Annotated in this window: 15 protein-coding genes; 7 read left to right on the top strand and 8 right to left on the bottom strand. The window is 52.8% G+C overall.

Features of this window, described 5'->3' with window-relative positions; translation table 11 throughout:
- Window positions 1-82: 82 nt before the first annotated feature.
- Window positions 83-775, bottom strand: coding sequence for an aspartate/glutamate racemase (locus tag ACH1XZ_RS14495; RefSeq protein WP_395596110.1), 693 nt, complete (start codon window positions 773-775; stop codon window positions 83-85).
- Between the two features lie 143 nt (window positions 776-918).
- Between ACH1XZ_RS14495 and ACH1XZ_RS14490 the strand changes: the two genes are divergently transcribed.
- On the top strand, window positions 919-1,245 hold the full coding sequence (locus ACH1XZ_RS14490) for a cupin domain-containing protein (RefSeq protein WP_395596109.1): 327 nt from the start codon (window positions 919-921) through the stop codon (window positions 1,243-1,245).
- Between the two features lie 219 nt (window positions 1,246-1,464).
- Here ACH1XZ_RS14490 and ACH1XZ_RS14485 read toward each other — a convergent pair whose 3' ends face one another.
- Complete coding sequence (locus ACH1XZ_RS14485; RefSeq protein WP_395596108.1) at window positions 1,465-1,602, bottom strand: hypothetical protein; 138 nt, start codon at window positions 1,600-1,602, stop codon at window positions 1,465-1,467.
- 274 nt (window positions 1,603-1,876) lie between these two features.
- On the opposite strand from ACH1XZ_RS14485, the gene ACH1XZ_RS14480 reads away from it, so the two are divergent.
- From ACH1XZ_RS14480 to ACH1XZ_RS14460, 5 genes are all read left to right on the top strand, one after another.
- On the top strand, window positions 1,877-2,767 hold the full coding sequence (locus ACH1XZ_RS14480) for a carbohydrate ABC transporter permease (protein ID WP_035893990.1): 891 nt from the start codon (window positions 1,877-1,879) through the stop codon (window positions 2,765-2,767).
- Window positions 2,760-3,662: a carbohydrate ABC transporter permease gene (locus ACH1XZ_RS14475; protein WP_035893992.1), complete on the top strand. Its 903-nt coding sequence runs from the start codon at window positions 2,760-2,762 to the stop codon at window positions 3,660-3,662. Before ACH1XZ_RS14480 ends, ACH1XZ_RS14475 begins: the two co-directional genes overlap by 8 nt.
- 12 nt (window positions 3,663-3,674) lie before the next feature.
- Entirely contained in the window at window positions 3,675-4,802 is a 1,128-nt protein-coding gene (locus ACH1XZ_RS14470; RefSeq protein WP_395596107.1) for an ABC transporter ATP-binding protein, read from the top strand.
- A gap of 14 nt (window positions 4,803-4,816) precedes the next feature.
- Window positions 4,817-6,103 carry an ABC transporter substrate-binding protein gene (locus tag ACH1XZ_RS14465; RefSeq protein WP_395596106.1) on the top strand — a complete coding sequence of 429 codons (1,287 nt, stop codon included), beginning with the start codon at window positions 4,817-4,819 and terminating at the stop codon, window positions 6,101-6,103.
- 69 nt (window positions 6,104-6,172) lie between these two features.
- Window positions 6,173-7,300 carry an oligogalacturonate lyase family protein gene (locus tag ACH1XZ_RS14460; RefSeq protein ID WP_395596105.1) on the top strand — a complete coding sequence of 376 codons (1,128 nt, stop codon included), beginning with the start codon at window positions 6,173-6,175 and terminating at the stop codon, window positions 7,298-7,300.
- Window positions 7,301-7,387: 87 nt separating this feature from the next.
- Here ACH1XZ_RS14460 and araE read toward each other — a convergent pair whose 3' ends face one another.
- The 3 genes from araE to kduI form a co-directional block, all read right to left on the bottom strand.
- Window positions 7,388-8,806, bottom strand: a complete 1,419-nt coding sequence (araE, locus tag ACH1XZ_RS14455; protein ID WP_395596104.1) for an arabinose-proton symporter AraE — start codon at window positions 8,804-8,806, stop codon at window positions 7,388-7,390.
- 474 nt (window positions 8,807-9,280) lie between these two features.
- Window positions 9,281-10,042 carry a 2-dehydro-3-deoxy-D-gluconate 5-dehydrogenase KduD gene (gene kduD / locus ACH1XZ_RS14450; RefSeq protein WP_185670018.1) on the bottom strand — a complete coding sequence of 254 codons (762 nt, stop codon included), beginning with the start codon at window positions 10,040-10,042 and terminating at the stop codon, window positions 9,281-9,283.
- Window positions 10,043-10,106: 64 nt separating this feature from the next.
- Complete coding sequence (gene kduI, locus ACH1XZ_RS14445; protein ID WP_115073724.1) at window positions 10,107-10,943, bottom strand: 5-dehydro-4-deoxy-D-glucuronate isomerase; 837 nt, start codon at window positions 10,941-10,943, stop codon at window positions 10,107-10,109.
- A 473-nt stretch (window positions 10,944-11,416) separates the two neighbouring features.
- Between kduI and ACH1XZ_RS14440 the strand changes: the two genes are divergently transcribed.
- On the top strand, window positions 11,417-12,592 hold the full coding sequence (locus ACH1XZ_RS14440; protein WP_395596103.1) for an oligogalacturonate lyase family protein: 1,176 nt from the start codon (window positions 11,417-11,419) through the stop codon (window positions 12,590-12,592).
- 263 nt (window positions 12,593-12,855) lie between these two features.
- Here the strand turns inward: ACH1XZ_RS14440 and ACH1XZ_RS14435 are convergent, their stop codons facing one another.
- The 3 genes from ACH1XZ_RS14435 to ACH1XZ_RS14425 all read right to left on the bottom strand — a co-directional run bounded on the left by ACH1XZ_RS14435 (window position 12,856) and on the right by ACH1XZ_RS14425 (window position 16,204).
- On the bottom strand, window positions 12,856-13,572 hold the full coding sequence (locus tag ACH1XZ_RS14435) for an oligogalacturonate-specific porin KdgM family protein (RefSeq protein ID WP_395596102.1): 717 nt from the start codon (window positions 13,570-13,572) through the stop codon (window positions 12,856-12,858).
- A gap of 466 nt (window positions 13,573-14,038) precedes the next feature.
- On the bottom strand, window positions 14,039-15,223 hold the full coding sequence (locus ACH1XZ_RS14430; RefSeq protein ID WP_123650663.1) for an acetyl-CoA C-acetyltransferase: 1,185 nt from the start codon (window positions 15,221-15,223) through the stop codon (window positions 14,039-14,041).
- A 111-nt stretch (window positions 15,224-15,334) separates the two neighbouring features.
- A complete protein-coding gene (locus ACH1XZ_RS14425) occupies window positions 15,335-16,204 on the bottom strand; it encodes a LysR family transcriptional regulator (RefSeq protein WP_395596101.1) in 870 nt (289 codons plus the stop codon).
- Window positions 16,205-16,282 lie beyond the last annotated feature (78 nt).

Here is a 16,282-nt window from a genome sequence, read left to right as displayed (position 1 = left end):
TGGCGACGCAAAGCATCTTATCCGGCCTACCCAACGCGTGCCCGTAAGCCGGATAAGCGCCAGCGCCATCCGGCAACCAATATCACGACAGCATAAACGCCACCGCATCTTCCGCATGGATCGCCGCGGTATCAAACACCGGCAGCGGACTCATCGCAGTAGGCACCAACAGGCCAATCTCGGTACAGCCGAAAATCACCCCTTCCGCCCCCTGACGCGCCAGGGTTTCAATCACGCTCAGATAATAATCACGTGAAGCCTCGCTGAACTCCCCCAGACACAGTTCATCAAAAATAATCTGGTTAATCTTCTGACGTTCATCCTGCTCTGGAATCAGCGTGTTAATGCCAAATTCCTGCTGCAAGCGCCCGCGATAAAAATCCTGCTCCATGGTGTAGCGCGTACCGAGCAGCGCGACGTTGGTCATTTTCTGCTGACTGATAGCGCGGCCGGTGGCATCAGCGATATGCAGAAACGGTACATCGCAGGCAGTTTCGATAGCTTCAGCGACTTTGTGCATGGTGTTGGTACAGAGCACGATACCCTCTGCGCCAGCCTGCTGAAGACCCACAGCCGCCTGCGCCAGAATATCTCCTGCCTTCTGCCAATCCCCCTGCGACTGACAAAGCTCAATCTCATGGAAATCTACACTGTGCAGCAAAATTTGTGCTGAATGCAGGCCGCCCAACCGCTGTTTTATCCCTTCGTTAATCAAGCGATAGTAGGGAATCGTCGATTCCCAGCTCATTCCGCCCAGAAGCCCAATCGTTTTCATGTCGTTCACCTTGTTTTGCGTCGTGCTCTCAGTGAACCAAAGTTGTGATCAACTTTCCACATCTGCGGCGATAGATTTCTTTTTGATCGTTTCTGAGATAAATTTAATGAAACAACGTTTCAACATACAAACAGGATCGCCTGATGTTTATTTTTCATAAAGAAACCACCCTTGAAGATCTGGGCAATGGCGTAACCCGCCGCATTCTCGCGCACGATGGCAAAATGATGGCCGTTGAGGTGAACTTCGAACAGGGCGCTATCGGCCCGATGCACAACCACCCGCACGAACAACTGACCTATGTGCTGTCGGGCGAATTCGAATTCACCATCGGTGACGAAAAGCACGTGGTTGGCTCGGGCGATACGCTGTATAAACAGCCGAACATTATGCACGGCTGCGTTTGCCTGAAAGCCGGTACGCTACTGGATACCTTTACGCCAATGCGTCAGGACTTTCTTAAAGCCTGACATCGTATAAAAAAGCCGGGGTCGTTTCACGACCCCGGCTTTTTTATTTATACATTCGTCTTAGCGCTACTCTCTTACGCATTAAATATTCGTTTTTTCCGACAAAACCTATCACGCCTAATCATAATCCGCATACCGCCAGAATGAATTTACGCCACCGTCCAGCGCAGTATTTGTTGCTACAACTAAATATTTCCTGCAACGCTAAGAATTAGTGGGTTAATCATTAGAACGATCAACTATATCGTTTTTTACGGAGCCATCAACTTCCATACCAGATCCCCCTGAAAGCGCCGTACCATCGGCAAAAACACAATCGCCATCACTATAATGAAACATCGTTTCGACTTCGATCACACTTTCATGATTAATCGAATGACGCAGAAACAAATCGCAATAAAATAAATTTAAAACGGCGTTTTATAAAAAAGCCCTCGCAAAGGGCAAGAATTTAAAACACCAACTAACCAGACGATGGATAGCCACAAAAGAATTTGAATTACATCTACTTACAGGGAAAGGCTGCATGACCAATAACAAGCTAAGACTTTAACGCCCAGGCGCCAACAGGCGCAGGGGATGTAACAGACACCCAATCCGTTTGACACACTTGTTCGCCAGGTAGGTATGTATGAATGAAAACAGAATGTTGGGATTGGCCTGGATTTCACCCTATATCATTGGGTTGATAATCTTCACGGCCTTCCCGTTCGTTTCATCTTTCTTCCTCAGTTTTACTGAGTATGACTTGATGAGTCCACCGGTATTTAACGGCATTGAAAATTATCGCTACATGTTTACAGAAGACACGCTCTTCTGGAAATCCATGGGCGTAACGTTCGCCTACGTATTTTTGACCATCCCTTTAAAACTCGCTTTTGCGTTAGGGATTGCGTTTGTTCTTAACTTTAAATTACGCGGTATCGGCTTCTTCCGTACTGCTTATTATATTCCGTCAATCCTCGGTAGCTCCGTGGCTATCGCCGTTCTGTGGCGTGCGCTGTTCGCCATCGACGGCCTGCTGAATAGCTTTATCGGCGTGCTTGGTTTTGATCCGGTCAACTGGCTGGGTGAACCGTCTCTGGCGCTGATGTCCGTTACCCTGCTGCGCGTCTGGCAGTTCGGCTCCGCGATGGTTATCTTCCTGGCGGCGCTGCAAAACGTTCCACAGTCTCAGTACGAAGCCGCCATGATCGATGGCGCGTCTAAATGGCAGATGTTTATGAAAGTGACCGTGCCGCTGATTACGCCGGTTATCTTCTTCAACTTCATCATGCAGACCACTCAGGCATTCCAGGAGTTTACCGGCCCGTACGTGATTACCGGCGGCGGCCCAACCTACTCAACGTACCTGTTCTCGCTGTACATCTACGACACGGCGTTCAAGTACTTCGACATGGGTTACGGCGCAGCGCTGGCATGGGTTCTGTTCCTGGTGGTTGCTGTCTTCGCAGGCATCGCCTTTAAGTCTTCAAAATACTGGGTGTTCTACTCCGCCGATAAGGGAGGCAAAAATGGCTGATATCCAACAAATCTCCGACGCAAGAACCATCGCCGAGCGTGAGGTTGCCCGCACCCTGCGTCGCGAGAAGATCAACGCCTGGATTCGCTACACCATCCTGCTGATCGTCGGTCTGTTAATGCTTTACCCGCTGGCGTGGATGTTCTCGGCGTCGTTCAAACCGAACCACGAGATCTTCACTACCCTGAGCCTGTGGCCAGCACATGCTACCTGGGACGGTTTCATTAACGGCTGGAAAACCGGTACCGAGTACACCTTCGGGCATTACATGCTGAACACCTTCAAGTATGTGATTCCTAAGGTCATCCTGACCATTATCTCTTCCACCATCGTGGCGTACGGCTTTGCCCGCTTCGAGATCCCATGGAAGAAATTCTGGTTCGCGACGCTCATCACCACCATGCTGCTGCCGAGCACCGTACTGCTGATTCCTCAGTACCTGATGTTCCGCGAAATGGGCATGCTGAACAGCTACATGCCGCTGTACCTGCCGCTGGCCTTCGCCACGCAAGGGTTCTTCGTCTTCATGTTGATTCAGTTCCTGCGTGGCGTGCCGCGTGACATGGAAGAAGCGGCGCAGATTGACGGCTGTAACTCCATCCAGGTGCTGTGGTACGTGGTGGTACCGATTCTGAAGCCAGCGATTATCTCCGTCGCACTGTTCCAGTTCATGTGGTCCATGAACGACTTTATCGGCCCGCTGATCTACGTCTATAGCGTTGATAAGTATCCGATTGCACTGGCACTGAAAATGTCCATCGACGTGACCGAAGGCGCGCCGTGGAACGAAATTCTGGCAATGGCGAGCATCTCCATTCTGCCATCTATCATTGTGTTCTTCCTGGCGCAGCGCTACTTCGTACAGGGCGTTACCAGCAGCGGAATTAAAGGTTAAGAGGGATATATCATGGCTGAAGTTATTTTCAACAAACTGGAAAAAGTGTACTCCAACGGCTTCAAAGCGGTACATGGTATCGACCTGAAAATCGCTGAAGGTGAGTTCATGGTGATTGTCGGCCCGTCCGGCTGCGCCAAGTCCACCACCCTGCGTATGCTGGCAGGACTTGAAACCATCAGCGGCGGCGAAGTGCGTATCGGTGAGAAAATCGTCAACAACCTCGCGCCAAAAGAGCGTGGGATTGCGATGGTGTTCCAGAACTATGCGCTCTATCCGCACATGACCGTGCGTGAAAACCTGGCGTTCGGCCTGAAGCTGAGCAAGCTGCCGAAAGCGCAGATTGACGCACAGGTTAACGAAGCGGCGAAAATCCTCGAACTGGAAGAGCTGCTGGACCGTCTGCCGCGTCAGCTCTCCGGCGGCCAGGCACAACGTGTGGCCGTAGGTCGTGCGATTGTGAAAAAGCCAGACGTGTTCCTGTTCGATGAACCACTGTCGAACCTCGATGCCAAGCTGCGTGCGTCAATGCGTATCCGTATTTCCGACCTGCACAAGCAGCTCAAGAAATCCGGCAAGCCAGCAACCACCGTCTACGTGACCCACGATCAGACCGAAGCGATGACCATGGGCGACCGTATCTGCGTGATGAAGTTGGGTCATATCATGCAGGTAGATACCCCGGACAACCTGTACCACAAGCCGAAGAACATGTTCGTGGCGGGCTTTATCGGCGCGCCGGAAATGAACATCCGCGCCTGCAAGCTGGTGAACAAAGACGGCACCTTAAACCTGGCGATTGGCGATGAGTTCATGGCGCTCAGCGAAGGGCTGAACCAGAAACTCGCCGGTCACGACAACGAAGAGGTGTTCTACGGTATTCGCCCTGAATTTGTCTCGCTGTCCGACGAGCCGTTTGCCGAAGGCGGCTGCAGCGGCGAGATGGTTCGCGTGGAAAACATGGGCCACGAGTTCTTCGTTTACCTGAAAGTCGCGAACTACGAGCTGACGGCACGAATCCCTTCAGATGAAGCTAAGCCGATGATTGATAAGGGGCTTCATCGTAAGGTGTACTTCAAGTTTGATATGAATAAATGCCATATTTTTGATGCTAAAACTGAACAGAACCTCTCCCTTTAATCTGGAGTATTAAAATGAAAAAAGTGCTTTTAAGCGCAGCAATCTCCGCCACCCTGGGCCTCACGGCCCTACCTTCTATGGCAAAGGATGTCGATCTTCGTATGTCCTGGTGGGGAGGTAACGGTCGTCACCAGGTTACCCTGAAGGCGCTGGAAGAGTTCCATAAGCAGAACCCTGATATTAACGTTAAAGCAGAATACACCGGTTGGGACGGCCACTTATCCCGTCTGACCACCCAGATTGCCGGTGGCACCGAGCCAGACGTGATGCAGACTAACTGGAACTGGCTGCCGATCTTCTCCAAAAACGGCGACGGCTTCTACGATCTGAACAAAATGAAGGACGTGATCGACTTAAGCCAGTTCGATGCCAAAGAGCTGCAGTCCACCACCGTCAACGGCAAGCTGAACGGTATTCCAATCTCCGTGACAGCGCGCGTGTTCTACTTCAACGACGAAACCTGGAAACAGGCTGGCGTTGAATACCCGAAAACCTGGGACGAACTGCTGGCGGCGGGTAAAACCTTCGAAAGCAAGCTGGGCAAACAGTACTACCCGGTGGTACTGGAGCACCAGGATACCCTGGCGCTGCTGAACTCCTACATGACCCAGAAGTACAACATTCCGGCCATCAACCCGGAAACCAAGAAATTCTCCTACAGCAAAGAGCAGTGGGTTGAGTTCTTCCAGATGTATAAAAAGCTGGTCGACAGCCACGTGATGCCGGATACCAAGTACTACGCGTCCTTCGGTAAGAGCAACATGTATGAAATGAAGCCGTGGATTCAGGGCGAATGGGGCGGTACTTACATGTGGAACTCCACCATTAACAAGTACTCCGATAACCTGAAGCCACCTGCAAAACTGGAGCTGGGTAGCTATCCAATGCTGCCGGGCGCCACCGATGCGGGTCTGTTCTTCAAACCAGCGCAGATGCTCTCTATCGGCAAATCAACCAAGAACCCAGAAGCCGCGGCGAAAGTGATTAACTTCCTGCTGAACAGCAAAGAAGGGGTCGATACGTTAGGTCTGGAGCGCGGCGTGCCGCTGAGCAAAGTGGCGGTGAAATACCTGACCGAAGACGGCATCCTGAAAGAGAGCGATCCTTCTGTTGCGGGCCTGCGTCTGGCGCAGTCTCTGCCAGCGAAGCTGAGCGTCTCTCCTTACTTTGATGACCCGCAGATCGTTGCCCAGTTCGGTACCACGCTGCAGTACATCGACTACGGCCAGAAATCCGTAGAAGAAGCGGCAACTGACTTCCAGCGTCAGGGCGAGCGTATTCTGAAACGCGCCATGCGCTAATCGCGATTTAGCTATCAATACCCTGCAACTTCCGGTTGCGGGGTATTTTTTTATTCAAGGAGAAAGCACATGAAAGGCAAAATCATCCCGCTGAATTTCCGCACGCAGAAAGACAGCGAAACCGGTCACGAGGTGATCCGGATGACGCCACCGCACATTATTTGCCACCGAAACTACTTCTACCAAAAATGCTTCACCCGCGACGGCGGCAAGCTGATTTTTGGCGGCGCATTCGAGGGGCACTGGAACTACTATTTACTGGATATTGCCGCCCAACAGGCGACCCAGCTTACCGATGGCGCGGGGGATAACACCTTCGGCGGCTTCCTGTCCGACGACGATAAATCCTTATGGTACGTCAAAGACACGCGCCAGCTGAGACGCCTGGATCTCTCCACGCTGGAAGAATACGTGGTTTACGAAGTGGACGATGAGTGGGTCGCTTACGGCACATGGGTGGCGAACTCAGACTGTACGAAGCTCGTCGGCATCGAAATTAAAAAAAGCGACTGGCAGCCGCTAACCGACTGGTCGAAATTCCGCGCCTACTACTTTACCAACCCGGAATGCCGCCTGATTAACATCGACCTGAGAACCGGGGAACAGCGAACCATTCTGCAAGAAAAACGCTGGCTTGGGCACCCTATCTACCGCCCGTTTGACGATAAGACGGTGGCGTTTTGCCACGAGGGCCCGCGTGACGCTATCGATGCGCGTATGTGGCTGATTAATGAAGATGGTAGCGACATGCGCTGTGTACGCCAGCACCAAAAAGGCGAAAGCTTTACCCACGAATTCTGGGTGCCGGACGGCTCCGCGCTTTACTACGTGGCGCATCAGGAGAACAGCCCGCACCGTTATCTCTACAGCGCCAACCCGACAACGCTGGAAAACCGCCAGTTGATGGCGATCCCGCCCTGCTCTCACCTGATGAGCAACCACGACGGCTCAAAGGTAGTCGGCGATGGCGCGCCGCATAATACCGGCGATATCAGCCTGAACGATCCGTTTATTTGGGTGTTTGATTTAAAAACGGGTGAGAAAAAAGCGATTTGCCAGCACAACAGCAGTTGGAAGGTGCTGGACGGTGACCGTCAGGTGACGCATCCGCATCCGTCATTTTCACCGGACGGCGAGTGGGTGCTGTATACCTCGGACGCTGAGGGAATGCCGGCATTGTATTTAGCGAAGGTGTAGAACTGAGCTTTCCCGGCGGCGCTGCGCTTGGCCGGGCTACGTTTTAATTCTGTAGCCCGGCCAAGCGCAGCGCCGCCGGGTTCCTGATTAGACGCCGATATCCCGCAATTTCTCGCCTTTCATCAGCTTACGTTCAATATGCTCCAGCGTAACCCCTTTGGTTTCCGGGATCAGCCAGAAAGTCACGCCGATAAAGGCCACGTTCAGCACGGTATACAGCCAGAACGTCCCCGCCGCGCCGATGGAATCCAGCAGCGTCAGGAAGGTCGCACCGATAATCATGTTCGACACCCAGTTGGTGGTGGTCGAACAGGTGATACCGAAGTCGCGGCATTTCAGCGGCTGAATTTCAGAGCACAGGATCCACACTACCGGCGCGGCGCTCATCGCATAGCCCGCAATGCACATCATGGTCATGCCGACGGAAAGCCAGGAGAGCCCGCTGGTCGCGGTGCCGTTATCAAACTGCATCAGGCAGTAGCCCAGCACCAGCGTGCCGATAGCCATCACCGTAAAACCAATTTTCAGCGCCGGTTTACGTCCGGCTTTATCGACGGTAAACACCGCAATAAAGGTGGCGAACATAAAGGTTAAGCCGACCACCAGGGTCGCAATCATCTGCTGCTCGGTGGTGGTGAAGCCCGCCATTTTAAAGATGCGCGGCGCGTAGTACATGATGATGTTCATGCCGGTAAACTGCTGCATCGCCTGTAACAGCATGCCGAGGAACACCGCGCGGCGTACGTTGCGGTTCACCTTGAACAGCGCCCAGCCGCCCTGCTTCAGCTTGAGGCTTTCGCGAATTTCATTCAGCTCGTCGCGCGCTTTTTCAGAGGTGTCACGCAGCATGCGCAGCACCTCTTCCGCTTCAATATGACGGCCTTTTTCCGCCAGCCAGCGCGGGCTGTTCGGCAGGAATACCACCAGCACAATCAGAATCACGGCAGGCAGCGCCAGCACGGCGAGCATCGCACGCCAGTTGCCGCTGTAGCTAAACGCGGTGTCGGAGAGAAACGCCATCACGATGCCCAGCGTGACCATCAACTGGTACATACTGATCATTTTGCCACGCACATTTTCGCTAGCCATTTCAGACAGATACAGCGGTGCAGTATACGAGGCGATGCCCACGGCCACGCCGAGGATAACCCTGGCGACCAGCAGCATTTCAACGTTGACGGCAAACCCGGAGCCAAGAGAACCCGCCACAAACAGCACGGCGCCAACCATCAGGCTGTATTTGCGCCCCAGGCGGAACGACAGCCAGCCGTTAAACAGCGCGCCAATCGCCGCGCCCAGCATCATGCTGCTCACCACCCACTCCTGCAGGCGGTTGGTTAACACAAAGTGATCGGTGATAAAGGGCAGCGCCCCGGCAATGACCCCGATATCCAGACCAAAAAGCAGACCCGCCACCGCAGCAGCAAAGGAAACAAACATATTCATACGTCGGGTATCGCGTTGCGCGCCCGGTACTAGCGTTGAATCGTTACTGATTGAAGTCATTTTTTTCCTGCCTGACAAAATAAAACATGAGATGAAAATACGAGATAGCCACGTCAGGACGTCAGGCGAGAAACGTTATTAATATGGACTATATTGCTGCACAGGTCCGTTTTGTGATGGACATTCGACTTTCGCATGGAAGGAAATCCTGTTACACATCGGCAAAAAACCCTATTACACATGCGTTACTATTTCATGATGGGATGAATAGCATGGACTATATGAATATATGGATATGGATGATTAATGACCCCGGCGCTGCGGCATTCGGTCGGGCGAGGATGCGGGATGTGTAGGCCTGATAAGCGCAGTGCCATCAGGCAACCCGACCGCCGGATGGCGCTGCGCTTATCCGGCCTACATTTGAGTCTATAGATGGCATTGGCGTAGCCCGTCCGAGCGAAGCGACGTCGGGAATCCTACAGACATAAAAAAACCTGCCGAAGCAGGTTTTTTTATCATCTCAACGCGAACTTAGCGCGCCAGCCAGCCGCCATCAACCGCAACGGTATAGCCGTTGATATAGTCGGATGCCGGGGAAGCCAGGAAGACGATTGGCCCCATCAGGTCGCTTGGCAGACCCCAACGACCCGCCGGGATACGGTCGAGGATAGCTGCGCTACGCTCTTCGTCAGCACGCAGCTGCTGGGTGTTGTTGGTCGCCATGTAGCCCGGTGCAATCGCGTTCACGTTGATACCGTGTTTCGCCCACTCGTTCGCCATCAGGCGGGTAACGCCCATGACGCCGCTTTTGGACGCGGTGTAAGACGGTACGCGGATACCGCCCTGGAAGGAGAGCATGGACGCGATGTTGATGATTTTGCCGCCGTTACCCTGTGCGATGAAGTGCTTAGCCGCAGCCTGAGACATGAAGAACACGCTCTTGATGTTCAGGTTCATCACGTCATCCCAGTCTTTTTCGCTGAAGTCGATAGCGTCTTCACGACGAATCAGGCCCGCGTTGTTCACCAGGATATCGATATGGCCGAATTCCGCCACCGCACGCTCCAGCAGTTCTGGGATGCCATCGATTTTACGCAGGTCAGCGGTCAGGCTCAGGAAGCGGCGGCCCAGTGCGGTAACGCGTTCGATGGTTTCGGTTGGCTCAACGATGTTGATACCGACGATATCGCAGCCCGCTTCCGCCAGACCTAACGCCATACCTTGACCCAGACCGGTATCGCAACCAGTAACCACGGCAACTTTGCCCTGCAGAGAGAATGAATCCAAAATCATTTTTTATTCCTTGTCGTTTTGCGCCTGTACCGGACAGGCATTGTTAATCTAATGCTGTCCGCGACTAGCGCAGATCCCTAACTGCTACATGATCCATGTCATCAAAGACCTGGTTCTCACCCACCATTCCCCAGATGAAGGTGTAAGCCTTCGTACCGACGCCGGAATGGATTGACCAGCTCGGTGAAATCACCGCCTGTTCATTGTGCATAACGATATGACGCGTCTCTTGCGGCTGCCCCATCATATGGAACACGCAGCTGTCTTCATCCATGTTGAAGTAGAAGTACACCTCCATGCGGCGCTCGTGGGTATGGCACGGCATGGTGTTCCACAGGTTGCCTGGCGCCAGTTCGGTCAGGCCCATGCTGAGCTGGCAGGTTTCCAGCACATCGGGAACAAAGTATTTATTGATGGTGCGGCGGTTGCTGGTGAGGTTATCCCCAAGCGTGACCGGCGCAACGTCCGCAGGCGTGACTTTTTTAGTCGGGTAAGTCGTATGGGCCGGTGCGCAGTTGTAGTAAAACTTCGCTGGTTTCGCCGCATCGACGCTGGCGAACACCACCTCTTTCGCGCCTTTACCCACGTACAGGGCATCGCGATGGCCAATTTCGTAGCACTGGCCGTCAACGGTAATCGTGCCCGCGCCGCCAATGTTGATAACGCCAAGCTCGCGACGCTCCAGGAAATAGCTGACGCCAAGCTGTTTACCGACTTCACCGCCGACGGAGACCGTTTTTGCAACCGGCATAATGCCGCCAACGATAATGCGGTCGATATGGCTATACACCATGGTGTATTCATCAGCCTTGAAAACCTGCTCAACTAAAAACTCATCGCGAAGACCCTGCGTATCCAGCGTTTTAGCGTGAGCGCTATGAATGCTCTGTCGTACTTCCACCTGAACCTCCAGGATAATGTGGTCTTATGTTCTATTTATTGAAACGAAACTGCGTTCCGATTTGTTTAATGCTTGTATCTTATCCCTGATGAAATGGGTTTTCAATTGCAAATAAAACATCGTTTCATTTTTCCTGGATAATATTGTCAAAAATGCAAATCCGATCACGAATACGCGCTTCAGACGCGTTGCGAAAAAATAAAAAACAATGTTATTCATTCGGTTACAGCTTTCTTTGAAAAATTACCACTTTGGTGGAAAGGACGACGTAAAAACAAAGGTGGGCTTGACAATGCGCTGAGTGGCTTCTCAAAAAAGTAGCAGAAATGATGATTTTTCGTATAAAGTGAGTCTGACATCACAAACAATGAAACGCTGTTTTGATAAATTAACACTCAGTTTTTAAAATAACATCCAAATCGGCCTGTGAGGGAGATAGCACCCCGAGACCGCTTGAGTAAAAGGAGAGCATCATGGCTAAAGGCATGCGGGTTAAATTGAACTATGAGGTCAGCCGCGACCCAGATACCGGCGCGGAGGTCACCCGCTTAACGCCACCGGAGGTAACTTGTCATCGTAACTACTTCTATCAGAAGTGTTTCTTTAATGATGGCAGTCATCTGTTATTTGCCGGCGAGTTCGATGGCCATTGGAACTACTATTTGCTGGATGTGGCTAATGCCGAAGCGGTACAGCTTACCGAAGGCGCGGGCGACAATACCTTTGGTGGTTTCCTCTCCCCTGATGATAAATCGCTCTACTATGTGAAGAACGACCGCACGCTGCTGGAAGTGAACCTGAAAACCCTGGCCGAGCGTGAAGTATACCGCGTGCCGGAGGAGTGGGTTGGCTACGGCACCTGGGTTTCTAACAGCGACTGCACCAAGCTGGTGGGTATTGAGATTGCGAAAAGCGACTGGACGCCGCTGAACGACTGGCAGCTGTTCCACGATTTCTTCCATAAAGGTCCGCACTGCCGTTTGCTGCGCGTTGACCTGAAAACCGGCGAAAGCGCGGTGATCCACGAAGAAAAAATCTGGCTCGGTCACCCAATCTACCGTCCGTTTGATGACAGCACCGTCGCCTTCTGTCACGAGGGTCCGCATGACCTGGTCGACGCGCGCATGTGGCTGGTCAACGAAGACGGCAGCAACGTTCGCAAAGTCAAAGAACACGCGGAAGGCGAAAGCTGCACGCACGAATTCTGGGTGCCAAACGGCTCTGCGCTGGTGTACGTCTCTTACCTGAAAGGACAACAGGGTCGCACCATCTACCGCTTCAACCCGGATACCAACGTTAACGAAGCGCTGATGCAGATGCCAGCCTGCTCACACCTGATGAGTAACTTCGACGGCACCATGCTGGTCGGCGACGGTTCCGGCACGCCGGTTGATGTGAAAGACACCAGCGGCTACACCATTGATAACGATCCGTACCTGTACGCCTTTGACGTGGCGAAACAGGCCTACTTCCGCGTTGCTCGTCACGATACCTCGTGGGCAACGGTACAAAACAGCCGTCAGGTAACCCACCCGCATCCGTCCTTTACCCCGGACGACAGCGCGGTGCTGTTTAGCTCTGACAAGGACGGCAAGCCGGCGCTGTACATCGCTAAGCTGCCCTCTGAACGTGCGTTAGTGAAGGCATAATAATTCTGAGTTTTGTGTTTCTGTAACTGGCCTTGCCCTCCTCTGGAGGGCTTTTTTTTGACCGTTTTTTGGGGCGGTGCGGGAACCCTCACCCTAGCCCTCTCCCTTAAAAAGGGAGAGGGAACCGTTGGGTGCGGGCAGTAATGTCCCCTCGCCCCTTTGGGGAGAGGGTTAGGGTGAGGGGGAAAACCGTACACAGCCACAAAAACAAAAACCCCCGGCTAAATGCTCCGGGGGGAAAACGGATGAGGGTCCGAATTTATTTAGAAGGAGTAAGCAACACCAACACGTAAACGGGTCTGACGTTCATCGGTAGATTTCACGCCCACGTTGCCCACTTCAAAGTACGGGGACCAGTTCTTATCCCATTTGTAGGCCAGCTTAGCGTTATATTCGGTGCTGTACGGTTTGTTGTTATTACGATACAGGCTCTTATGCTCATCGTCGGCAACCGTACTGCGCGCATAAACATAGTTCAACTCAGCGCGCCAGTCGCCCATTACCCAACCCACCCAGGTATCCACTTTATTGACTTTATCATCAACGCCGCCGCCATTGCTGGAGGTTGCCGGTACACGGGTATATTCATAGCGGTAACGCGCTGCTACGTAGAAACCATTATCAAAGCTGTACTGCGCGTGTAAATAAGGCTTGTAGATTGAGAAACTGTCTTTACTTTCAATGTTAAAACCTGGGTTCAGGGCAAAATTATCCGTCGCCTTCCAGCGCCAGTTAATGGATTCTTCATGACCATTACCCACCATTTCGTTAAACGGACGATCCTGCTTATCAGTATCACCGCCCGTCTTCCATTTTGCTTCCACGCCAAAACCGAGACCATTATCAAAGCGATGGGACACCGCAACACGGTCTGCGTTGGAGCCGCTGTCAATATATTCATGACGCAGGTCAACGGTAACCGCCGAAGCAGCGAACGACATGCCAGTTAATACGGCCAGGGCCAGAGTTTTCTTAAACATTTGCCATCCCTCAATTGAAATTATGTTTCTTTTTTATGAAATTTGATTTTATTTTTTCCGGATATGCATTTTAGTGATCAGGATCGTAATTATTTGTTTCATAAAAAGTGGCACAATAAGGACGTGATAAAGCTCAACAAAAAATAGAAACTGGTCTCAAAAAATAGAACATGGATCACACATCCTTATTTTGATAAAAATAAAAAACAACATTTTCAATACCTTATACCACCAAAAATAACTGACGTTATTCTTAGCAATAGTAATAATTTATGTTTAATTAATAATTCAGCTAAGCATCTACTCATGCGTAAAATTTGCAATCGACACAAATAAACATAAATTCATAAAGGAATGAACTAGACAAAATCACAACGATAATCACGTAACTCAGTGCAGATAAACAAAAAAAGCCTCTATTGAGGCCTTTCTGGGATGGGGTAATTACGAGGAAACTAAAGCGTTATTACTGAATATCTCGCTCCACGGCCAGCGCAACGCCCTGACCACCACCAATGCACAACGTGGCAAGCCCTTTGCGAGCATCGCGTTTCACCATTTCGTGGACCAGTGAAACCAGGATACGGCAGCCTGAAGCACCGATAGGATGCCCCAATGCAATCGCCCCGCCGTTCACGTTCACCTTCTGTTCGTTCCACTCCAGCATTTTACCCACCGAAATGGCTTGCGCCGCAAAGGCTTCATTGGCTTCAATCAAATCCACATCGCTCAACTGCCAGCCAGCGCGCTCAAGGCAGCGGCGAGTGGCATAAACCGGGGCAATCCCCATCAATGCAGGATCGACACCGACGCTGGCAAACGCGCGGATCCGCGCCAGGATCGGCAGCCCAAGCTCCAGCGCTTTGCTTTCACTCATCATCAGCACCGCCGCCGCGCCGTCATTAATCGACGATGCATTGCCCGCGGTGACGGAACCCGCATGATCAAAAGAGGGAACCAGGCGGGCCAACGCTTCGGCGCTGGCATCGGTTTGCGGCTGCTCGTCAGTGTCGACAATTCGCGGGCCACCCGGCTGCGGATTCACCACCGGAACAATTTCATCGCGGAAACGTCCGGAGTCGATAGCCCTGCGGGCTTTATGCTGGGAGCTGAGCGCCCAGGCATCCTGCTGTTCGCGGCTGATGCCGTACTCCCGCGCCAGATTCTCCGCCGTAACGCCCATATGGTAGTCGTTGAAAGCATCCCACAGGCCGTCGTGCACCAGGCTGTCGATAAGCTGGCTGTTGCCAAGCTGCGCGCCGGTGCGGCTGTCGGTCAGCACGTGCGGCGCACGGCTCATGTTTTCTTGCCCGCCAGCAATCACCACGTCGGCTTCACCGCACTGAATCGCCTGTGTCGCCAGGTGCAACGCCTTCAATCCGGAGCCGCAAACGTCATTGATGGTGATAGCCGAAACGGTATTCGGTAGACCACCTTTAATCGCAGATTGTCGCGCCGGGTTTTGTCCGGTTCCCGCGGTCAGCACCTGACCAATGATCACCTCGTCAATGGCCGCGGCAGAAATGCCGCTACGCTCGACCAGAGCATTAATCACCAGGCTTCCCAACTCCACGGCAGAATGACGGGCAAGCGCCCCTTGAAAACAGCCTATGGGCGTGCGCACTGCACCTACGATAACGACGTCTTTCATCTCGACCTCAGCGCAAAATTATCCGCGTATAGTAGATGATTGTTATCAACTATTTTCGTAATTGTTTAAAAAAAGTGAGTTTTATCACAAAGGAAATTCATATCAAATTCGCTAGGCGGAAACCTGCTGTAGATACTGCCGTAGCCAGCTTCCCGCCGCACCCAACGGTGAGGCTTTATGCCAAAGGAGATCGGTTGAAACCGAAATGGGCCAGCCCACAATATCCAGCATAGTCAGCTCTGCCGAGCGCGCAAATTCATCCACCAGCGCACAGGGCAACGCGCACCAGCCTAGCCCCTGCGCCGCCATGCTCAGCAGCATCAGATAGTTTGGCGCAGACCATACCGGCCCGCGCGCGGGGGTGGTGTGATTTTCCAGATAGGTATTCAGGCGCAGCTCGCGCCAGGTGCTCAACTGTTCCCACTCCAGCCCTCGCTCCGCAGCCAACGGATGGGTCGGCGAGACGTAAATCGCCATACGCGTCTGCATCGGCAAGCGGGTATGGCCGATATCGGTAGGATAGCTATCCCGCGCTTCAATCAGCCCCACCTGCGCACGCCCTTTTTGCAGGAGGTCGACAACGTCGTCGTCTTCCCCGACCAGGCACTCAAACTCCGTGTGCGGGAAGCGGCGGTCAAACTGGGCCAGCAGATCTTCCAGCACATCTGGATGCAGCGTATCGGAGAGCACGAAGGTGAGCCGCGCCTCGGTCTCGCCGCTCAGCGACACCGCCAGCTCGTCCAGCCGTTCACTGGCGCTGAGAATGGCCTGCACGTAGCTCAGCACCCGCTGGCCTTCGGCGGTGAGCAGCGGCTGGCGCGTGGAGCGATCAAACAGCGTCACGCCGAGATCCGCCTCCAGATGCGCAATGGCTGTGCTGACGGTCGACTGACTCTTTCGCAGACGACGCGCCGCCGCAGAGAAAGAACCACAGGAGACGGTTTCGACAAACGCCGTCAGTGCTTCGGGAGAATAGCGCATGATGTATCTACTTTATCGATGGTTTCTATCTTTTACTTATCACATTTATCCATAAAATGCGCACTATTGCCTGCCAAA

The sequence above is a fragment of the Kluyvera chengduensis genome, from assembly GCF_044197065.1.
GTDB classification, from domain to species: domain Bacteria; phylum Pseudomonadota; class Gammaproteobacteria; order Enterobacterales; family Enterobacteriaceae; genus Kluyvera; species Kluyvera ascorbata_C.
This window is presented reverse-complemented; position numbering and strand designations above follow the sequence as displayed.